18 protein-coding genes are annotated in these 19,169 nt (G+C 63.0%); 3 read left to right on the top strand and 15 right to left on the bottom strand.

Annotated elements, in window-relative coordinates; genetic code table 11:
- The first annotated feature begins 69 nt into the window (after positions 1 to 69).
- Positions 70 to 3,654: a bifunctional proline dehydrogenase/L-glutamate gamma-semialdehyde dehydrogenase gene (locus tag H9I38_RS07175; protein WP_413463528.1), complete on the top strand. Its 3,585-nt coding sequence runs from the start codon at positions 70 to 72 to the stop codon at positions 3,652 to 3,654.
- Positions 3,655 to 3,745: 91 nt separating this feature from the next.
- Here H9I38_RS07175 and H9I38_RS07170 read toward each other — a convergent pair whose 3' ends face one another.
- From H9I38_RS07170 to H9I38_RS07100, 15 genes are all read right to left on the bottom strand, one after another.
- On the bottom strand, positions 3,746 to 4,237 hold the full coding sequence (locus H9I38_RS07170) for an SMI1/KNR4 family protein (protein WP_226338077.1): 492 nt from the start codon (positions 4,235 to 4,237) through the stop codon (positions 3,746 to 3,748).
- A gap of 23 nt (positions 4,238 to 4,260) precedes the next feature.
- Positions 4,261 to 4,848: a T6SS immunity protein Tdi1 domain-containing protein gene (locus H9I38_RS10970; protein WP_226338076.1), complete on the bottom strand. Its 588-nt coding sequence runs from the start codon at positions 4,846 to 4,848 to the stop codon at positions 4,261 to 4,263.
- Between the two features lie 80 nt (positions 4,849 to 4,928).
- Complete coding sequence (locus tag H9I38_RS07160) at positions 4,929 to 5,693, bottom strand: hypothetical protein (RefSeq protein ID WP_226338075.1); 765 nt, start codon at positions 5,691 to 5,693, stop codon at positions 4,929 to 4,931.
- A 111-nt stretch (positions 5,694 to 5,804) separates the two neighbouring features.
- Positions 5,805 to 6,557, bottom strand: a complete 753-nt coding sequence (locus H9I38_RS07155; protein ID WP_226338074.1) for a hypothetical protein — start codon at positions 6,555 to 6,557, stop codon at positions 5,805 to 5,807.
- Positions 6,558 to 7,174: 617 nt separating this feature from the next.
- Positions 7,175 to 7,945 carry a hypothetical protein gene (locus H9I38_RS07150; protein ID WP_226338073.1) on the bottom strand — a complete coding sequence of 257 codons (771 nt, stop codon included), beginning with the start codon at positions 7,943 to 7,945 and terminating at the stop codon, positions 7,175 to 7,177.
- A 79-nt stretch (positions 7,946 to 8,024) separates the two neighbouring features.
- Complete coding sequence (locus tag H9I38_RS07145) at positions 8,025 to 8,783, bottom strand: hypothetical protein (protein WP_226338072.1); 759 nt, start codon at positions 8,781 to 8,783, stop codon at positions 8,025 to 8,027.
- A gap of 221 nt (positions 8,784 to 9,004) precedes the next feature.
- Positions 9,005 to 9,772: a hypothetical protein gene (locus tag H9I38_RS07140; protein WP_226338071.1), complete on the bottom strand. Its 768-nt coding sequence runs from the start codon at positions 9,770 to 9,772 to the stop codon at positions 9,005 to 9,007.
- Positions 9,773 to 9,869: 97 nt separating this feature from the next.
- On the bottom strand, positions 9,870 to 10,589 hold the full coding sequence (locus tag H9I38_RS07135) for a hypothetical protein (RefSeq protein WP_226338070.1): 720 nt from the start codon (positions 10,587 to 10,589) through the stop codon (positions 9,870 to 9,872).
- A 343-nt stretch (positions 10,590 to 10,932) separates the two neighbouring features.
- Complete coding sequence (locus tag H9I38_RS07130; protein WP_226338069.1) at positions 10,933 to 11,601, bottom strand: hypothetical protein; 669 nt, start codon at positions 11,599 to 11,601, stop codon at positions 10,933 to 10,935.
- 118 nt (positions 11,602 to 11,719) lie between these two features.
- On the bottom strand, positions 11,720 to 12,997 hold the full coding sequence (locus tag H9I38_RS07125; protein WP_226338068.1) for an HNH endonuclease signature motif containing protein: 1,278 nt from the start codon (positions 12,995 to 12,997) through the stop codon (positions 11,720 to 11,722).
- Between the two features lie 124 nt (positions 12,998 to 13,121).
- Positions 13,122 to 13,874, bottom strand: coding sequence for a hypothetical protein (locus tag H9I38_RS07120; RefSeq protein WP_226338067.1), 753 nt, complete (start codon positions 13,872 to 13,874; stop codon positions 13,122 to 13,124).
- A 21-nt stretch (positions 13,875 to 13,895) separates the two neighbouring features.
- Positions 13,896 to 15,986: an HNH endonuclease signature motif containing protein gene (locus H9I38_RS07115; RefSeq protein WP_226338066.1), complete on the bottom strand. Its 2,091-nt coding sequence runs from the start codon at positions 15,984 to 15,986 to the stop codon at positions 13,896 to 13,898.
- Positions 15,983 to 16,384, bottom strand: coding sequence for a DUF6507 family protein (locus tag H9I38_RS07110; protein ID WP_226338065.1), 402 nt, complete (start codon positions 16,382 to 16,384; stop codon positions 15,983 to 15,985). Before H9I38_RS07110 ends, H9I38_RS07115 begins: the two co-directional genes overlap by 4 nt.
- A gap of 146 nt (positions 16,385 to 16,530) precedes the next feature.
- Complete coding sequence (locus tag H9I38_RS07105; RefSeq protein WP_226338064.1) at positions 16,531 to 16,842, bottom strand: pore-forming ESAT-6 family protein; 312 nt, start codon at positions 16,840 to 16,842, stop codon at positions 16,531 to 16,533.
- 43 nt (positions 16,843 to 16,885) lie between these two features.
- Positions 16,886 to 17,218 carry a hypothetical protein gene (locus H9I38_RS07100; RefSeq protein ID WP_226338063.1) on the bottom strand — a complete coding sequence of 111 codons (333 nt, stop codon included), beginning with the start codon at positions 17,216 to 17,218 and terminating at the stop codon, positions 16,886 to 16,888.
- Positions 17,219 to 17,537: 319 nt separating this feature from the next.
- Here H9I38_RS07100 and H9I38_RS10965 point away from each other — a divergent pair, with 319 nt between their 5' ends.
- Entirely contained in the window at positions 17,538 to 17,831 is a 294-nt protein-coding gene (locus H9I38_RS10965; RefSeq protein ID WP_226338062.1) for a hypothetical protein, read from the top strand.
- Positions 17,828 to 19,156 carry an EsaB/YukD family protein gene (locus H9I38_RS07090; RefSeq protein WP_226338061.1) on the top strand — a complete coding sequence of 443 codons (1,329 nt, stop codon included), beginning with the start codon at positions 17,828 to 17,830 and terminating at the stop codon, positions 19,154 to 19,156. Before H9I38_RS10965 ends, H9I38_RS07090 begins: the two co-directional genes overlap by 4 nt.
- The last annotated feature ends 13 nt before the right edge of the window (positions 19,157 to 19,169 follow it).

The raw sequence follows: 19,169 nt of genomic DNA, 5'->3' as shown, positions 1-19,169 counted from the left end.
AGGGGCCCTCTGCGGATTTGCACGCCCGGATAGTGTGGTGCTCAACAGTCTTGATTTCGAGGAGGAAAAGTGGCTGCTCACGAGCACTCGGCTGACCACAACGGCGTTGACGCGGCGGCTCGCTCCGCTGAGGCGGGCACGGACGATCTGATGTTCGTGGACGAGGTGGAGAGCCAGGTGAGGGACTGGCTCAAGACCGCCGAGACCGTCCCCGCGGACTCCTCCGCGCAGCAGCTCGCGGACCTCCTCAAGGACCCGGACGGCCTGGACTTCACCGTGAGCTTCGTGGACGGCGTCATCCGCCCCGAGGACTCCCGTGTGGCGGCCCGCAAGCTCGCCGAGCTCGCGCCGCGCGCGCCGAAGTTCCTCCCCTGGTACATGCGCAGCGCCGTCCAGGCGGGCGGCATCGTGGGACGGGCGGGGCGCGCGGGCGCCGGCGTCGTCGTCCCCGCCGCCCGGAAGGTGCTCCGCGAGATGGTGGGCCACCTGCTCGTAGACGCCACCGAGGACAAGCTGGGCCCGGCGATCGAGCACCTCAAGGAGCGGGACGGCATCCGGCTCAACATCAACCTCCTCGGCGAGGCGATCCTCGGCGAGCAGGAGGCGCAGCACCGCCTCGAGGGCACCAAGAAGCTCCTCGCCCGGGATGACGTGGACTACGTCTCCATCAAGGTCTCCTCGACGGTCAGCCCGCACAACCCGTGGGCGTTCGACGAAGCCGTGGACCACGTGGTGCAGTCCCTCACCCCGCTGTACCGCCTGGCGGCCGAGAGCCCCAAGGCGAAGTTCATCAACCTGGACATGGAGGAGTACAAGGACCTCTCCATGACCATCGAGGTCTTCCAGCGGATCCTCGACCAGCCGGAGTTCAAGGATCTCGAGGCTGGAATCGTGCTCCAGGCGTACCTGCCGGACGCGCTCGGCGCCTACCTCAACCTCCTCGAGTGGTCCAAGAAGCGGCGCATCGGCGGCGGCGCCCCCATCAAGATCCGCCTCGTCAAGGGCGCCAACCTGCCCATGGAGATCGTCGAGGCGTCCCTCCACGACTGGCCGGTGGCCACCGTGGCCTCCAAGCAGGACGCGGACACCAACTACAAGCGCATCCTGGACAACGCGCTCAAGCCGGAGAACATCAAGCACGTCCGCGTGGGCGTGGCCGGCCACAACCTGTTCGACCTCGCCTTCGCCTGGATCCTCGCGGGCAAGCGCGGCGTGCGGGACGGGATCGACATCGAGATGCTCCTCGGCATGGCGAGCGGCCAGGCCGAGGCGGTCCGCCGGGACGTGGGCCACCTCCTCCTCTACACGCCGGTGGTGCACCCGGAGGAGTTCGACGTCGCGATCGCCTACCTCATCCGCCGCCTGGAGGAGGGCGCGAGCTCCGAGAACTTCATGTCCGCCGTGTTCGAGCTGGACAAGAACGAGGAGATGTTCCAGCGGGAGAAGCAGCGCTTCGTGGCCTCCCTCGAGGCGCTCGTCGAGGACCGGGACGCCATCCCGGCGCCGTCCCGCCGCCAGAACCGCGCGGCCGGAGACACGGGCGAGGAGACCACCCCGTCCTTCCACAACACCGCGGACACGGACCCGGCCATGGGCCCCAACCGCGCGTGGGGCCGCAAGATCCTCTCCCGCGCCACGGGCTCCAAGCTCGGCACGGACGAGGTCAACCAGGCCACCATCTCGGCCGAGGCCTCCGTGGAGAAGGTGCTCGCCCGCGGCGTGGAGCTCGGCAGGGACTGGGGCTCCGTCCCCGCTGAGAAGCGCGCCGAGGTCCTGGACCGCGCGGGCGAGATCTTCGCCGCCCACCGCGCCGAGCTCCTCGAGGTCATGGCCTCCGAGGCCGGCAAGACCCTGGACCAGGGTGACCCGGAGGTCTCCGAGGCCATCGACTTCGCCCACTACTACGCGGAGCGCGCCCGCGAGCTCGAGCACGTGCCGGGCGCCGAGTTCCGCCCGTCCACGCTCACCGTGGTCACCCCGCCGTGGAACTTCCCGACGGCGATCCCCGCGGGCTCGGCCCTCTCCTCGCTCGCCGCCGGATCCGCGATCCTGTTCAAGCCGGCCCCGCAGGCGAGCCGCACGGGCGCCGTGGTCCTCGGCTTCATCCGCCAGGCGCTCGAGGAGAAGGGCTTCGACCCGGACGTGGCCAAGCTCGTCATCCTCTCCGACGAGCAGCGGCTCGGCACCAAGCTCATCGCCGATCCGCGCGTGGACCGCGTCATCCTCACCGGCGCGTTCGAGACGGCCGAGATGTTCCGCTCGTTCCGCAAGGACCTGCCCGTCCTCGCGGAGACGTCCGGCAAGAACGCCGTCATCGTGACGCCGTCCGCGGACATCGACCTCGCGGTGCGGGACGTGGTCAACTCCGCGTTCGGCCACGCGGGCCAGAAGTGCTCCGCGGCCTCGCTCGCGATCCTCGTGGGCTCCATCGGCACGTCCGAGCGGTTCGAGCGGCAGCTCGTGGACGCCGTCGAGTCCATGGTGGTGGGCCCGCCGCGGCAGGCCACCACGCAGATGGGCCCGATCATCGAGCCCGCCGGCGGCAAGCTCCTCAAGGGGCTGACCGAGCTCGGCGAGGGCGAGCGCTGGCTCGTGGAGCCGAAGCAGCTCGACGACTCCGGCAAGCTCTGGAGCCCGGGCGTGCGGGACAACGTCAAGCCCGGCTCCGAGTACCACCTGACCGAGTACTTCGGCCCGATCCTCGGCCTCATCCGCGTCAAGACGCTGGACCAGGCGATCGCCGTCCAGAACGCCGTGGAGTACGGCCTCACCGCGGGCCTGCACTCGCTCGACATGGGCGAGCAGATGCACTGGGTCAACCGGGTCCAGGCCGGCAACCTCTACATCAACCGCGGCATCACGGGCGCCATCGTGCGGCGCCAGCCGTTCGGCGGCTGGAAGCGCTCCTCCGTGGGCGCGGGCACCAAGGCCGGCGGCCCGAACTACCTCATCGGCATGGGCACCTGGCACAAGGCCCCGTACCGCGGAGGCCAGGGCCGGGACCTCACCGAGGCCGCGATCGAGCACGGCGAGTCCACGGTGCAGGCCCGCGTGGTCCTGGACGCCTCCCGGGCCGTGCTGTCCGCGGACGAGCTCGGGTTCGTCCGCCAGTCCCTCGCCAACGACGCGTCCGTCTGGGCCACCGAGTTCGGCGCCGTCAAGGACGTCTCCCAGCTCGTGGCCGAGCAGAACATGTTCCGCTACCTCCCGATGCCGGGCGTCTCCGTGCGCTACGAGGACACGGCGTCCCTCGGGGACTTCGCCCGCGTCCTCGGCGCGGCTGCCACGGCAGGCGTGGAGCTGGCCGTCTCCTCCGACGTGGAGCTGCCCGCCGCCCTCATGGCCGCCGCGCACTCCCGCGGCTGGAAGGTGACCGTTGAGCCCCGCCACGAGTGGCTGCGGCGCGAGTCCCGGCGCCCCGAGGGCGTCAAGGGCGCCGGCCGCGTGCGCGTGGTGGCCGGGGCCGACGACGACGCCCGCGCCGCCGTGGCCCGCGAGCTCATGGAGGCCGTGGACGGCCGCCCGGACGTGGCGGTCTACGCGGGCGAGGTGGTCTCGGCCGGCCGCGTGGAGCTGCTGCCGTTCCTGCGCGAGCAGGCCATCAGCCGCACCGCCCACCGCTTCGGCAACCCGCTCCCGGACCTGGTGCTGTAAAAGCGGGGCGGACCCAGAAAGGCTCGAGGCCGGATTCGGACTGAATCCGGCCTCGAGCCGTTTGGAGCCGTGGTGGGGCTGGACGGAGGCTTCAGGAGCCGTCGAACTCCTCGAGCCACTCCTCGAGGGAGGTGAACTCGATTCCCTCGACGCCGTCGGGGTCGTAGCGGACGATCTGACCTGCAGCGCCGTTGGGCCCCGGATCGCAGTCAACGCAGTCGAAGGCTCCCGTGCCGAAGTCGAACAGGGGGACCCAGCCGCGCCGGTAGGCGCCGTTCTTGAGGACGCCGGGCTTGTCCTCGCTCAGGTTGACGGTCTCGTTGAGGCCGTCGGAGTTCTCCTCCGCGAGCTCCTCCAGCTCCTCGGCGACCTCGATGGCCTCCTCGAGGCTCATGAACTCCCGGTACTCGGAACCGTTGTGCAGCCGGAGGATCTTCTTGTACGTCTCGGGGAACGTCACGCCGAGCGTTTCCTCGGCTTCGGCGATCTCCTCGTCCGTGGCCGGCTCGTTCCACTCGTCGCCGTCGAACTCGAGTTCCTCGGCGATGCGCTCGAGGTGCTTCTGAACCTCTGCAGTGTCCATGGTGTTCTCCTTCGCGGTGCTGGTCAGCCGAGGTTGATCTCGGAGATGGGCGTTCCCGGGGGAAGGTCTTTGACCTGGTTGTAGACCTGGGCGTTGAACGTCCAGTAGACGTCCATGTTGTTGACCTCGAAGTTGGAGATCTCCTCTTCGCCGCCGAGGAAGGCGGGGATCTTGAGGCCGATGCAGTCCGTGAATTTCAGGCCGTACACGCCGAGCGCCTCGAAGGACTTCTCCATGACCTCCGTCTCGAGCATGTCGGCGGCGCCGTCGCTCTGGAGAAGGAAGGCGACGGTGTCGTGGTAGTCGGCCATGGGGCTGGCCTCCATGAACGCCGAATCGGCGCGCAGGGCGACGTCGTTTCCCTCGATTTGGACGCGGCAGAAGTGGCGGCCCCGCCAGTCGACGGCGAAGGGGGTGAGCTCAGCGGCGCGATCGCCGAAGAAATCATAGAGGTTCTGCTGGGCGAGGGCCCCCGATTCCTCGTTGTGGAAGCGGAGCAGGCCGTTGTTGAACGTGGTCCCGGGGAGATTGTTCTCGGTGATGACAGGGCCGAGGATCTCGGGAGCGTAAGCGCGGGTGTTGGGTTCTGTCGCGGTGAGACTGAGTGCCACGATGCTGCCTTCCTGAGGAGAAGTGTTGCTTTCACCCTATGACAGGGTGCTGGGGTGGGCGCCACCCCCCCTCGTGCGATTCAACGGTTCGGCAGGGCCGGAGGGATCGGGGTCCAGTCGGGGAAGCCCTGGAACCCTTCGGGGAGGTTCACGTGCGGGTTTTCGGGCAGGTTGGGCATGGTCAGGGGGAAGCCGAGCTGCTGGCGGATGATCAGGGCGTCCGTGTGGATCGCCTGGGCGTAGTCTTCACGGGTCCAGCCGATGTCGTTCCCGAAGGGGAAGTGGCTGAGGAGATTGGTGAGGTCGATCATTTCCTCAAGGTAGGTGTGATACATCGGAACCGGGTCGGGTCTCCAGCCATGGGAGGGGTTTTCAAGGGTTCCGTAGAATCGTTCTTCCCGAGGGTCGGGGTCGACGAGACGTTCAAACTTCCGAGATGCGAGGGCGCGGAAAGGGGAGTCGACTCTGGAAGGCGCGTTGGCGGTTTTGCTGAAGAGCTTGGCGTAACCGGTCAGGTTCGCCTTCTCGGCGCTCCACCGGAGGGTGGGCAGCGAGAAGTAGATGGCGATCCTTCTTTCTGGGGGCAGAGCCATGATCTGTGTCAGGCGCCCTCGGAACAGAAGTTCGAGGGGGTCGGTCAGCTCTGCCATCGAGAACAAGATGGACAGCTCAAGCTGCAGAGCATGCGAGTTGTACTCAGACCTGCATGCGAGTTCCTTGTCTGCTTTCCTGCACAGGTATCGCTTGACGTCTTTGTTTCCAGAGGCGCGGGCGAGGTCGACAGCGTCCTTGAACAGTTGATCTGTCTGCTTCTCAAGGACGGGGTCGAAGGGCGATGCACTCATGAACGGAGTCCGGGTCCTTTCCTGGTTTGAACGGAAGTCTTCGGCGGGGGTTCAGAGGGGGCCTCAGGGCGGGCTTCGCAAGGATGGGCTGTGGTGCCTTCGCGGTGGCCGTCATTCCCTCGGAGATGCCTCTTGGTCAAGGAGGTCGAACTGTTCAGGCATGAATGTCTCTTCCGACGTGGGAAAATCGGGCAGGGCGGGAGGGAGGCCAAAATTCGACCTCATAACCCTCAAGTTCGACAGGATTGCTCTCTGGTACTCTCGCGGGCCCCAGTCGACATTGGTATTGTCTGGATAGTACTTCCAGAGGTTTGAGAACCGTATGATCTCATCGAGGTATGTGTAGATGGTGGAATTGGGGCTTCCTTTCCAATGAGTTCCCCGAATGTCCTCGGTGCCATAGAGTCTGAATTCTAGCGTTCCAGGAAATGTGTTGCGATATCTCTGAGTGATCATCTCGGCACTTGCGTCAAGGGGTGTTGCTTCCACGGTGGGGGACTTTTTGTCAAACAGTGATGCATATCCGGCAAGGTTCAAGTGACTGGCGCAGACCTCATATGCAGGAAGCGAATGATAGATTGAAGGCTTTGATAGGGGGATTACCGCAGCGAGGCGCAAAATTCTCGCTTTGAACATTTGGATTACAACATCACGGAATCCTGCAACTGTGAATAGGGCGACAAACTCCTCCTGAAACCGAATTGAACCCATGGGGGACGAAGAGCAAATCATTTTAAACGCCTTCTTTCCCATATATTTTGTTACAGGATAAAGGTCCTTTTCGCGGGCCAGTTCGATCGCGGATGCATACATGTCATCGGATTCGTCTGCGAGAGACTGGTCTGCAATATAAGCTTTGTTCACTGTAGTCGTCCTTAAAAATCTGGTTGTCGTCGGCTCGGTACCTGACCGGTGAGTTTTCCCCTTTCAGGATAGACACTCGTAGCCGTCAGGGAGCGTTGTCTAGGGGGGGGGCATCGTCAGGGAAAACCGAGGTGTTGCCGGATGACCATGGCGCTGGCCCCCATGTCCGGTCGTAGTCGCCTCGGGTTCAGACGATGCTGTTGCAGAAAAGATGCGCCAACGGGGTTGGCTAAGTCGTTCGTCTCCTCAAGCGTATGTGCGATCCATTAGGACGGGGCTGGTCTCTACGCTGTGACTGACTTGCTTGAAGGTTCCGCAGAAGCAGCCCCGTTCAAGGCCGGGGACCAGTGAACCGGTTGTCTCCCCGATAGCGGAGTGAACGGCCAGATGAGCAGCCTCGGACGAGGTGCAGTGCGTCGGCGGGTTTACCGGAGCGATCGGTGCATTCAGTCAACTTTGTGTTGTCAGTACACTTTCGCAGGATGGACTGGGGCGGGTAGCGCCTCTGCCTCCACTGGGTTGCCATGTCATGATGTCGATGTTCGTGCTTCGCGGACCAGTCGAAAATGGCCATCACGGTACTGAATTGGTGCTTGTTGACTCCTAGTCCAAACACTCTAGCGTGTCGGCAGATATTCGGAATACAGTTCATCGAATTCGCTGAACTCGACGAAATCTGCTGGAAGGATGACCCCGCTCTCCTCGGGCCATGGCGTTGCCGCTGGGGAAAGGCCGATCCGAGCCCTGAGAATCTGGGCATCCTTGTCTAGCGCTGACTCGTAGTCTTCGAGGGTCCAGTCAATATTGTTGTGCCGGGGGAAGTAGGTCTTGAGATTGATGAAATGAACAATCTCGTCAAGAAAAGTGTAGATGACGGATTGAGACCAGCCTTTCCAGTGATCGCCAGGCGTCTCTACGTCTCCGTAGGCGAGAAACTCGTTTCGTCCCTGCTCTGCGTTACGGTAGCGATTGGTATAGTCCTGTGCCGAGTTCTTGAGAGGAGCGGCGAAGGTTACCTGAGTCTTGGGTCTGAATAGAAGGGAGTAGCCAGTCAGATTCAACCGGTCTGCGCACCACGCCATAGTGGGAAGACTGTGAAATGCAGAATGTTTTGCCGGGAGTTTCAGAGACTGGATCTGAAGAATGCGACCCCGGAACATGAGAACAGCGGCTTCGCGAAGGTCGGCCAGGGTGAACAGCACCATGTAGTGTTCTTGCGTCAAAAGTGAAGCGCTCGAGGCTGAAGTGCATATTTTCTTGTAGGCGGACTTCCCCAAGTAATGGGATACGAACTGATTGCCCGACCTTTCTGCAACTTGCACGGCTTCCTTAAAGAGCCGGTCGGCTTCTCTTGCCGTGGCCTTGTCTTGGATGTGTTCAGTTCGCACGGATCGCCTCACCCTTGGTGATGAAACATGGTCTTTAGCTTCTCCTATTGTGGCGCCGATGAAGTCCCCTCATAGCCGTTCAGAAACCAGGAGGGCGAGGGTCAGGGGTCCAGTCAGGCAGACCTGTGAAGCCATCGGGTAGAGCTACGTGCGGGTTCTCGGGCAGGTTGGGCAGGATCAGCGGGAAGCCGAGCTGCTGCCGGATGATCAGGGCATCTGTCTCTAGGGCGCTGGCGTAGTCATCCCGGGCCCAGCCGATGTCGTTGCCGAACGGGTATTGGGCCACGAAGTAGTTCAGTCTGACCATCTCTTCGAGGAACGTGTGGTACATCGGGACCGGATCGGAGCCGCTCCACCCGCGGCTGGGTTTCTCAAGGGTTCCGTAAAATGTGGGGTCGAGATTTTCTGCGAGTCTTTTCGCGTGGCGTGAGGCCATGCCACGGAAGGGCGAGTCGATCCTGCTGGGGGCATTGGACGGCTTGCTGAAGAGCTCGGCGTACCCGGTGAGGTTTGTCTTCTCTGCGCACCAGCGCAGGGTGGGCAGCGACCTGTAGATGCCTCTGCCTCCCTGTGGTTGGAGTGCCATGGTCTGGGTGATCTTGCCTCTGAAAAGCAGCTCCAGCGCTTCAGTGAGCTCGGCCATCGAGAAGAGGATGGCGAACTCGAGCTGGATCTTCCACTCGTTGTACTTGGACCTGCACTTGATCTCCTCTGCGGCCTTGCGTCCCAAGTACTTCTTGACATCCTTGACCCCTGAACTCTGGGCGCGCTTCACCGATTCGGCGTACAGACGGTTGGCCTGACGCTCAAGGATTGGGTCATAAGGCGTCCGTTCCATGCCAGCGGTCTCCCATCTTCCTTGCCTCATGAGACTGATTGGACGTCCTGGGCTCCTCGTGCTCCACTTGCGTCGCAGCAGGCGAGTCCGAACGAAATCACTTCAGGAGGCAGACCGGGTCGTCGTCCTGGTTCTCCCAAGCGTGACTTCTCCGACTGCTGACTGGAGATGAACATACATATACCCGCTCAGTCGGCGATTGACCCTCCCGAAGGATCAAGTCAGCCTAACGGTCTTGACCGAGCGGCCGCATCGTATTGAGGAGGAAATCCGTTGAACGAGAACGGCAGCTCGATTCGCGACTGGACTCTTCTGGGAGGTGGATCAAGAGGCAGGCCCAGCATGTGGCGCGCGAATCGTGCATCTTCAGCGAGTTCGGCGTCGAAGTCTTCAGTAGCCCAATTCATGTCGTTTGCTGAAGGGAACTGCCTGTATGCGGCTACGTCAGACATTTCACGCATGAGGCGATCCAGCCGGGGAACTGGGGCGTTGACGACAAGCAGGCTTGGATTCTCTATGGTTCCGTACCAGTCCATTCCCGATTTCGCCTGATCAGTGACCAGTTGCTTGAACCCTCTAGATGCTGGAGGGCAGGTCATCGGCATGATCTCGAGGTCGAGCAGCGAGGCATACCCGTCAAGGCGGAGTTCTTGCGCGCACCAGCGAAGTGTCGCAATTGTCTGACAGACAAAGAAATTTATTTCGTTGAGGTTTTTCAAGTGATTCATATGATGCCAGATGAGGCGCTCAACAATAGTTGGCTGGCTCGTGAGAGTCGCCAGTATGGAGTAGTTTCGAAGCATCTTAGTCGCTTCGGACGTTCCGTCCTTCAGCTCCCTGCGAAGGTCTTTACCGCGGTATCTGTCTGCCAACCTGCACACGCCAGGAGTCCATTCCGCGACGGCCCTCGTCAAGTAGTCTTCATCATGTACGTCTTTAGCCTCACTCGCGGAGGCGAGCCTGAAAGCCCGACCTGTCAATCGGCTCATCCAATTGTCACTACGCATGTGATTGTCTTTCGGCAGATGGACAGTTGGCTGGATTCAGGGCAACCAGCCACCTCTGAACCCCGGATATGCGCTTCCGTCACTGTCTCTTCGGACCGTGCACGTCGATCTGTGGAGGAAAGCCCCGGAGGTCCGCAGGTGCCATCGTGTCAAGCTCCATCCTATGATCGGGTCGTTCTGCAGGAAGGCCCATTCGGGCCCGCGCGAAGGACGCGGATATTGCGAGCTCCTTATTAAAGTCTTCGATGCCCCATTTCAAGTCATTGCCGGATGGGAATCGACGATATGTTGCAAGGTTCGCCATATCGTCGAAGAGCCTGTCTAATGCTGGAATGGGGCTCACTGTGAATGTGGATGTAGGTTTTTCGACTGTGCCGAGCCAATCCCAGTTGTCGTCGTCATCATTCGTCACGAATCGCTGGATCTTCACAGAGGCAGGAGGTTCACTCATCGGCTCGATTTCAATTGCGAGAATTTGGGCGTACTCCGAGAGACCAAGATATTCTGAACACCACTGAATTGTGGAAATCTTGCGACATGTCAGAAACGTGATGGCACTCATCTTGCTGCTCGTCTCTAAAACATATTGTACGAGGTGTTCCATCAAGTTTTCCTGGCCGGTGAGGGCAGAGATGACTCCGAACTTTGTGAACATTTCGGCTCCTCTGACGGAGTCTTCCAGCAGCTCTGCTTCGATTTTGGGGCCGAGATACTGGTTCGCGATCTCCGATATTGTGGGATTCCAGGCCTCAACTGCCTCATGCAGAAGCCTCCCGGCATTGGCGTCTGTCGCGATCATGATTTCGGGTACCTTCCGTGAATGATCCCGGCGACTCTCGTTACGCCTCCGCCTGAAGGGTTGGCCATCTCGAATTGGCCTCGAATCATCTCATTGCGAATCTGGGTGCCGACGCTGCGACCCTGAACTTCAGGCACTCTTCTTACAGCCTTCCATCCACTTGTTGCATTAAGGTGCAAGCATATTAATTTGAGGATCGTCTCCGCCTCAGCTTGTTTCCAGCATTTACAGCGTTGGCGCGATTCGTGAATGCCCCGCCTGAAAATTCACCATAACCGGTTGTGCTCACGTCGTTAACCAGCCATTCTTGGATCATTCCCATTTTGACCATCTTCCCTTGATTTCAATTGGCGGCGGCGTTGGGATCTAGTGGATTACCCCATGGGTCAAGTGGGCCATATGGCATGTCGCGTGCATTCTCGTCGATCTGTGGCGGGAAGCCGTTGAACCATTCGGGGGTCGGAATCGTCGCGTCCGCTTCTGGGTCATCGCGGTCGGTGGGGAGCCCGAGCATAAATCGCGCAAAGCGAAAATCACTGGCAAGTTCCAAGTCGTATTCTTGTGGAGACCAATTTAGGTCATTGCCTGATGGAAATTGGCGATATGTTGCTACTTGGGACATTTCGCGAAGCAGTAGATTCAACCTTGCAACTGGTTCTCTCCTGACGAGCCGGCTGGGTTCTTCGATGGTTCCGAACCAGTCCATTCCAGCTCGTTGTCGATCGGTTACCAGATGTTGAATGGCTTCCGATGCGGGGGGCTCCTTCATTGCCTTGATCGTGATCGTAAGACAGTCTTTGTACTGAATGAGGCCGACCTTATAGCAACTCCACCGTAAGGTGGAAATTAGCTCACATGCCCGGAATCCTATCTCGCTGAGCTCGGATGCATACGACATTGTATGGAGGGCAAGAGGGGCTACGACATCTTTTTGTTCTGTGAGCACCCCTAGGATCGAAAAATTCTGAATTTGATTCAGGGCGTGGTAGGTATTCCCTGTCATCTCTTTCAAGAAGTCTCTACCGAGGTAGTTATCGGCGGGGGTGCAGATGCCCCAGTTCCATGCATCGTATGCTTGTCGGATGTATTCGGAATTGACGTGGCTTTCGGCCTGAGTTCTCTTTGGGTGTTTACCTCAACGGGCCCTGAAGCACGGCATTTACGCGCGTTCCCTTCTGATTTGGATTGCTTGGGTCATCGACCACGAATTCACCCCGTGCTCGCTCGAGTCTGATCTGAGCGCCGAAGCTTCGATTTACAGTCTTATGCAACCACTGCATGTTCTCCATGCTGTCTTTGCCGCCCAACTGCAGCTCGCGCTTGTGATCGAGATCGAAGTTGTGAAGTTCTGTCTGCAGGGCCGACTTGTAGTCGCTTTCGTTTGCGATTCCGTCGGGTCGCGCTTTTGCTCGGTCCTCAATTCGGGAGAGGATTTTGTCTTGGATTTCCTCTGGGACGTTCATGGAGCGTAGTGCGTTCCGGGGGTTTTCGGCCTGAAACACGTGCTGGCTGAACTCATCCATATCGGAGGATCGGGTGATGATTCTCTTGTCTGGAGTCTGGAAGCGAAGCGGTTTCGTGGAGTGTTGTGCCTCGTTGTTCAAGATATCGAGCTTCTTGCGGAACTCCATCTGTCGAAGCGCATCCCACTTGGCTCGTGCCCGGACGAAGATGTTCCTCGACCCATCCGGCATCTGGCGGTCAGGAAGTTTCCCGCCATGGCTGCCGTTGTTCCCGCCGTGGCCGGTCCCTGAACCGCCTCCGTGACCGGCCCCGCCGTCGCCGAGGCCGTCTCCAGCCTCGGGTCCGTGCTGCTGGTCGCCATTGTGGGCGCTGCCGTGGGAGTCGTGATGCTCGGCATGACCGGCAGGACCGGCAGGTCCGCTGGAATCAGAGGGGCGATTGTGTCGGTCGTGACCGATGCCCTCGCCGTGAGCTCCGGAGCCGTGAGAAGTGCCGGAGGAGCCTGCACGGTGGGACGGTCCAGAGGAATGCGAGGCGCTGTCCCCTGTGCTCGTCCGCTCCAGCGTCGATGTTGAACCGTGCCCGTGTGGGTGCGTGTCCGCATGGGCCGCGGGGCGTTCCAGGGTCGCCGTGCCGGCTTTGGCTCGCGGCTCCGTGAACTGGGCGTACTGGGCCCGGTGCCCCGGAGAGGACTGCGGCTGCGTGCGCGGGGTTTCAGGTTCGGTGCGGCCAGTGCTGCTGAGGCTGTCCTTCTCGGCGTGGGCTCGAGCTGCAGCCTCCTTGTGCGCAGCGGTTTCGCCAAGGTCCACCTTCTTGTGGGTGTGCGGATCCACCACGACGGTGTGGTCTCGTCCGCCGATCTTCTCCCTTTCGACCGTGACCTTCTCGCTGGGGTAGTGCCGGACGGGCCCGGTCTGGACGTCAGACAACTTCGAGGACTTCATCGAGGTCGCTGATACGTGACTGTTCCGTCCCGAGGCCTTGCCCGGCTGTGTCTCCGAGTTGCAAGTTGCGTCTAGATGCTCATCGAGGAGGTCGTTGCGCGCCAGCGGTTGCACAGAAGCCGTGTCAGAAGCCGTGTGGTGGGACTGGAGTCCAGTCGGGAAAGCCCTGGAACCCTTCGGGGAGGTTCACGTGCGGGTTTTCGGGCAGGTTGGGCATGGTCAGGGGGAAGCCGAGCTGCTGGCGGATGATCAGGGCGTCCGTGTGGATCGCCTGGGCGTAGTCTTCCCGGGTCCAGCCGATGTCGTTGCCGAAGGGGAACTGAGCCTCCAGATAGTTCAACTTGATCATTTCTTCGAGGAACATGTGGTACATCGGGACTGGGTCTGGTCTCCAGCCTTTGCTGGGATTCTCTGGGGTTCCATAGACGTCTGGATCCAGATTCTCCGCCAGTCGCTTCGCGTGACGAGATGCCATTCCTTTGAATGGGGACTCCACCCGTGAAGGCGCGTTGGCGGGTTTGCTGAAGAGCTTGGCGTATCCGGTCAGGTTCGCCTTCTCGGCGCTCCACCGGAGGGTGGGCAGCGAGAAGTAGATGGCGATCCGTCTTTCTGGGGGCAGAGCCATGATCTGTGTCAGGCGCCCTCGGAACAGAAGTTCGAGTGGCTCGGTCAGCTCTGCCATCGAGAACAGGATGGACAGCTCAAGCTGCAGAGCATGCGAGTTGTACTCAGACCTGCATGCGAGTTCCTTGTCTGCTTTCCGGCCCAGGTATCTCTTGACGTCTTTGTTGCCGGAGGTGCGGGCGAGGTCGACAGCGTCCTTGAACAGCTGATCTGTCTGCTTCTCAAGGACGGGGTCGAAGGGCGATGCGCTCATGAACGGAGCCGGGTTCCTTTCCTAGTTTGAACGGAAGCCTTCAATGGGCGTTCCCGGGGCGGCACCGGACTCAACCGTCTGGCGCACGAACTTGCCAGTGCCAGGATCTCCGATCTTCCAGCGCAGCTGCGATCCCACACTTCGGTTGACCGACTGCTCGAGCCATTGGAGATTATGTGTTGCGTCCGCGCCGCCTAGCTGAAGATCGATCTTGTGGTCCAGATCGTAGCCCTTCAATGCTGTGCGAACGAGCTCACGGCGTTCCCGGCGCAGACTTGCCTCGGAGAGGTCACTTCTCTTGTCAAGGGCCTCCCAATCCTGCGTCAGTTTCTCGGACTTCAGATGATCCGGGAGTTTTTCGTACGCCTTGTCGGGATACTGGTTGAGGAAACGGCGCTTGTTCCAGTAGCGCTCACCAGGCTTTTCGAAGGTCATCGGTTCGCCTGCAGCGCTCTTGGCCTTGGCTTCCTCGTCGAGGCCCGTGACCTTCTTGTCGAACTCCTGATGCTGAATATCGCCCCAGTCCGTCTTGCGGTTGAGGGCGACAATTCCGCGTTCCGGATCGTCTGAGACCCGTTCTCCTCCACTGCCGTGGCCCCCCGAACCGCTGCCATGGCCTGATCCTCCGCCGCCATGGCCGGTTCCCTGGTGGCTGGAGCTCATCAACATGTCATAGTTCTCGTGGAAGGAATTCAGCTTCGTCATATCGCCCGGAGCGTGGTCAGCAAACGCGAGCTTGCCCGAATCGAACGGTCTCAGTTTCGACACACCAGTTGCGAAATGCTCTCCGAGGGTCTGGGCGCCTGCTTTGGTGTAGGCATTGAAGCGGTCAACGGCCGCAGCTGCTCGCTGAGCCTGCGGCAGCACAGCTTCCTTCATGCCCTGGGCCATGCGGCTCTCCGTGACCCGGTCCAGCGTCCGAAGACCTGCCCTGGTCACGTCTTCCACGGCCAGAGAGGCCTGATTCTTGATGCTGAGCTTGATGTCGCGCAGACGGACGTTCGGCAGCTTGACCGGACTCAGCTCGCCGAGCTTGCCGAGCTTGCCACCGAGGCTGCTGGCCACGTCCCCAACTTTGCCCGCAAGGTTTCCGGCCTTGCCGGCGAGCCGGCCGACCTTGCCCGCCGTCGCCGCGCCCTTGAGGCCCGCACCGGCGCCGCCGGTGGCCACGGTCTGGAGCACATCGCCGGTGAGCATGCCTGCGGCCTTGGCCGGGTTCCGCTTCCACTCCTCGACATTGAGCATGGCCGCGCCCACGTTCTTGAGCCGCCCGGCGGACTCGCGGTACCGGTCCGGGGCCATGGCGGCCATGACCGGGGACGTGGTCACCGCGACGTCGACGGCGAGCGTGCCGATGCCCTTCCAGGTGCTGGAGAACGTCTCCCAGTCGAACGGGTTCACGAGCGAGACGAGGCCCGTGACCGTCCCCTTGACGCTCTCCCAGAGGCCGGAGCCGAAGTCCTTGGCACCGTCCCACAGATCCCGGTACCAGGGCTTGTCCCACTCGGCCGGCTTGCCCCATGGCGCCTGGCCGGCGCCGGCGGCGGAGTTGAGCATGTCCCTGCTGTAGCCGTAGTACTCCTGGCCGCTGCCTGCGGCAGATCCGTCTGCGGCAGTCTCGCGGTACTGGGTGCCGCCGTAGATCTTGTTGATCGCGTTGGCGCAGGTGCGCTCGGCGGCCTGGTGGCTGCTGACGAGGCCGCTGATGCGGTCGAGCAGCGCCTGCTGGTGCTTGACCTTGCCCTCGTCCTTCTTCCAGTCGCTGTCGCCGGAGACCTCCTTCTCGAAGGAGTCGATGTCGGAGACGAGGGTCGCCTTCGTCTTGGCCAGCTCCCGCTCGGTCTTCGCATAGGCCTCGAGGGCTTTGGCGGCGTCGTCGGCGTTGGTCTTGACGCCGTCGCCGTCGCTCAGGTTCGGGTTGAGCGCGTTGACGAGCGTCTCCGTGTCCGGCGAGACGAAGTGGGTGCGGAGCTTCTTCCACTCGGTGTCGATCTTCGTCGTCGCGCTCTCGACGCTGGAGCCGTGGCTGCGGATGCTGCGCGCGTGCTCTTCGACGGAGTCGGCGTTCGCGAGCGTGGGGATCTTGGAAGAGTCAATGCCGGAGGCGGTCATCGGGCGTCCTTTCGCGGGCCGTGGGCGGGGGCGCCGGCGGACTGCGCAGAGCCGCCCTTGGAGGCGCCGGGGGTGTCCTTGCCCTTGCCCTCCGTGTGGTCGATCGACGTGACGGCCCGGTGGATCATGGCCTCGTCGCCCTGGCGGAACTCGGCCACCGCCTCGCTGAGCTTCGTGGTTCCGTTGCTCGTCAGCGTGGAGATGGACTGGAGGTCCTTGCCGAACGAGTGCTCGTAGTAGCCCATGAGGGCCTTGGACACGATCCCAGACTGCGATGCCTTGGCGGCCGCGGGGATCTCCTTCGCCATGCCCTTGTTGGCCGTGTCGAACGGCTTGGACTCGGTGCCCACGTTGGTGATGACCGTGTTGCAGCCCTGAGTGCTGATGCTGTACTTCATATGCCCTTCAAAACCCCCATGCGAAGACAGATCGGGGCGGGCGAAGATCGGCTGTCTCCGCCCGCCCCGGCTGGCGGCCCCTCCCGCGCGGGGAGGGCGCGGCGCCCCCTGTCAGGGGAGGCGCGCCGCCTGTGAGCGGCTGCTCGTCAGCCGATGTTCGCGACGGCGGTGCGCGTCTTGGACTGCGTCTGCGTCGCGGTCTGGTCGTTGTCGCCGAGCGTCGTCTTGACCAGGTGGATGATCTGCTTGACCTCGGTGGAGGCGTTCTTCCAGCGGGTCTCCACATGCTGGTACTCGTCCGAGGCACCGTCCATCTGGAAGTCGGACATCGCGGTGGCGACCTGCTGGTCGCGCTGGCCCATCAGCGTCTCGAGACGGGAGACGATGCCGTGGATGTCTCCCTGGACGTTCTGGGAGGCGTCGGTGTCGAAGGCGATGCGGTCACTGCCTGCAGTCATGTCAGTAGTCCTCTGAGTTCTCGGAAGTGTGCGGTGTCGGGGATCAGCGGGCGGCGAAGCGGGCGCCGTCGAAGTTCGCGGTGCCCTGCGCGCGCTGAGCGTTGTCGGCGGTGTCCTGGTCGCCGGTCTGCGTGTGCTGGTTCATCTCGCTCTGGCCCTGGTTGATGGCCGCGAGCGAGGTGCTGAGGTCGTTGGTGACCTCGTCCACGCGGGACTTGAACTCGTCGAACTTGGCCTTGCCGCCACCGCTGAACTTGCCCTCGAGCGGCTGCGCCGCGTCCACGAGCTGGCGGACGAGCGAGACGAGCTCGTCGCTGCTCGTCCCCGTGTCCCGGGCCAGCGTGCCAAGGGTCTGTGCGCCCATATCGAACTTCATCAGCGAACCGTCCTCACTGTGTTGATCTCCCCCATCGGGATCGCCCGCAGAGGCTTGAGTTGACGAGCCACCCTAACCATGTTTCCGTTCGCCGCCGCAACTTCTCGGCGGGGGAGAGGGGCCATTCCCTGCCTATTCCGGTCTGCTTTCCCGGCGATATTCCAGATTTCAAATGCCTCAATTCGCCGCAGGATTCCGCGCCTCACACAGTAAGGCGGCCGAATCAAGCCCGAACTTCCCTTAGAGTTGACTGAAGACACCGTTCGCGCGGCCCGGCGGCTCGCGGACGAGGACGCGAGCAAGGACTCAGGGGGAATCCGTGCGCCAGTATGACCAGCAGGTGGTCGAGGCCGTCACCCTGCGGCGCCAGCGCGTCCAGAACGCCGTCTTCTTCGGCGGCGCCCGCTGGCGGCGCCAGCTCCCGGACCAGCTCCGACCCCTGCTCATGGGCGTCATCGTGGCCGCGGTCATAGCCGCCGGGTGCATCGCCACCTCGTTCATCGTCAACCTCATCGAGAAGCAGCAGGCCGAGCAGGCCAAGCTCCGCCGCGGCGCCGCCCCCGCCTCGGTCACCCAGATCCACCCCACCGGCACCGAAGGTCTCCTTTCGTGACAACCTCTCTCACCCGAGTCACCGTCTCCGCGGACGGCCGCAACGCCGAGCTCCTCCTCCCCTCCGACGAGCCCGTGAGCGCCCTCCTTCCCCGCCTCACCGAGGTCCTCCGCTTCTCCGGGTCCACGGGCGCGGGCCGGGTGGCCCTCAACCGCCTCGGCGGCCCCGCCCTCCCGGACAGCGCCTCCCTCCGCGAGGCGAGCGTCGAGGACGGCTCCTGGCTGCTCCTCACCGCCACCGAGGACGCGCTCCCGGAGCCGGTGGTCTACGACGTCGCGGACGTCGTCGAGGAGGAGCTCCCCGCCCTCCAGCGCGCGGGCACCCCGCAGGCGCGGGACCTCATGGCCTCGGTCTTCGGCAGCCTCGCGCTCATCGCCGCGTTCGGCCTCTTCGCCGCCTGGATGCCCTCGGCCGTGCCCGTCGCGGCGCTCGCCGCTGCGGCCGCGTGCTGGATCGCGAGCGCGGCGGTCCCGTGGCGCGCGGGCCTCTTCAGCCGGGTCCTCTCGCTCGTCCCGCTGGCCATCGGCGCGTGGGCGCTCGTCGTCGGCCCCTGGAACACGGAGGCGAGGATCTGGATCGCGGCGGGGACCGTCCTGCTCACGCAGCTCGCCCGGGAGGCCAGCCGCCGCTCGGCGCGCAGCGCTGTGGCCATCCTCGCCGTGGCGCTCTTCACGGGGGCGGCGTGGGTGCTCACCCTTCAGCTGACGCCCCGCCTCGGGGACGCGGCGGCCGTGGCCGGCTCGGTCTCGGTGCTGCTCCTCGGGTTCGTCCCGCGCTGGGCCATCGGCCTCGCGGGCCTCAACTCGCTCGACGACCGCCGCGCCCGCTCCGAGGAGGTCACCCGCCTCTCCGTGTCCACCTCCCTCGCGGCGGCGCACCGGACGCTCCAGTCCTCCTTCGTCTGGATCGGCGCCTCCGTGGCGCTCGCCTCCGTCCTGCTCGACGACGGCGGCCCCAGCCCCGCGTGGCACATCTCGCTGCTCGGGGCCTGGGCACTCGTCATGCTCCTGCGCCTGCGGCACTTCCCGCTCGTGCTCCAGCGGGTCGTGCTGGGGGTCGCCGCGGGCGTCGTCGTCGCCTCCCTCTTCACCGCGCTCGCGGCGGTCCTCGGGAACCCGGTGTGGACGGCGGCGGGGGCGGGGGTCTTCCTCCTCGCGGCGCTCGCGCTCCTCGGCGGCTCGGCGATCCGCCTGCCGGAGCACGTCCAGGCCCGCCAGCGGATGCTCGCGGACCGGGTCGAGTTCCTCATCGCGCTGTCCATGATCCCGGTCCTCATCGGGGGCTTCGGCGTGTACGCGTCCCTCGTCTCCACGTTCCAGAAGTAGGAAAGGACTCCCA

It is taken from the genome of Arthrobacter sp. UM1, from assembly GCF_020483305.1.
Classification (GTDB): domain Bacteria; phylum Actinomycetota; class Actinomycetes; order Actinomycetales; family Micrococcaceae; genus Falsarthrobacter.
Note: the sequence above shows the minus strand (reverse complement) of the source record. Positions and strands in the feature narration are given on the sequence as shown.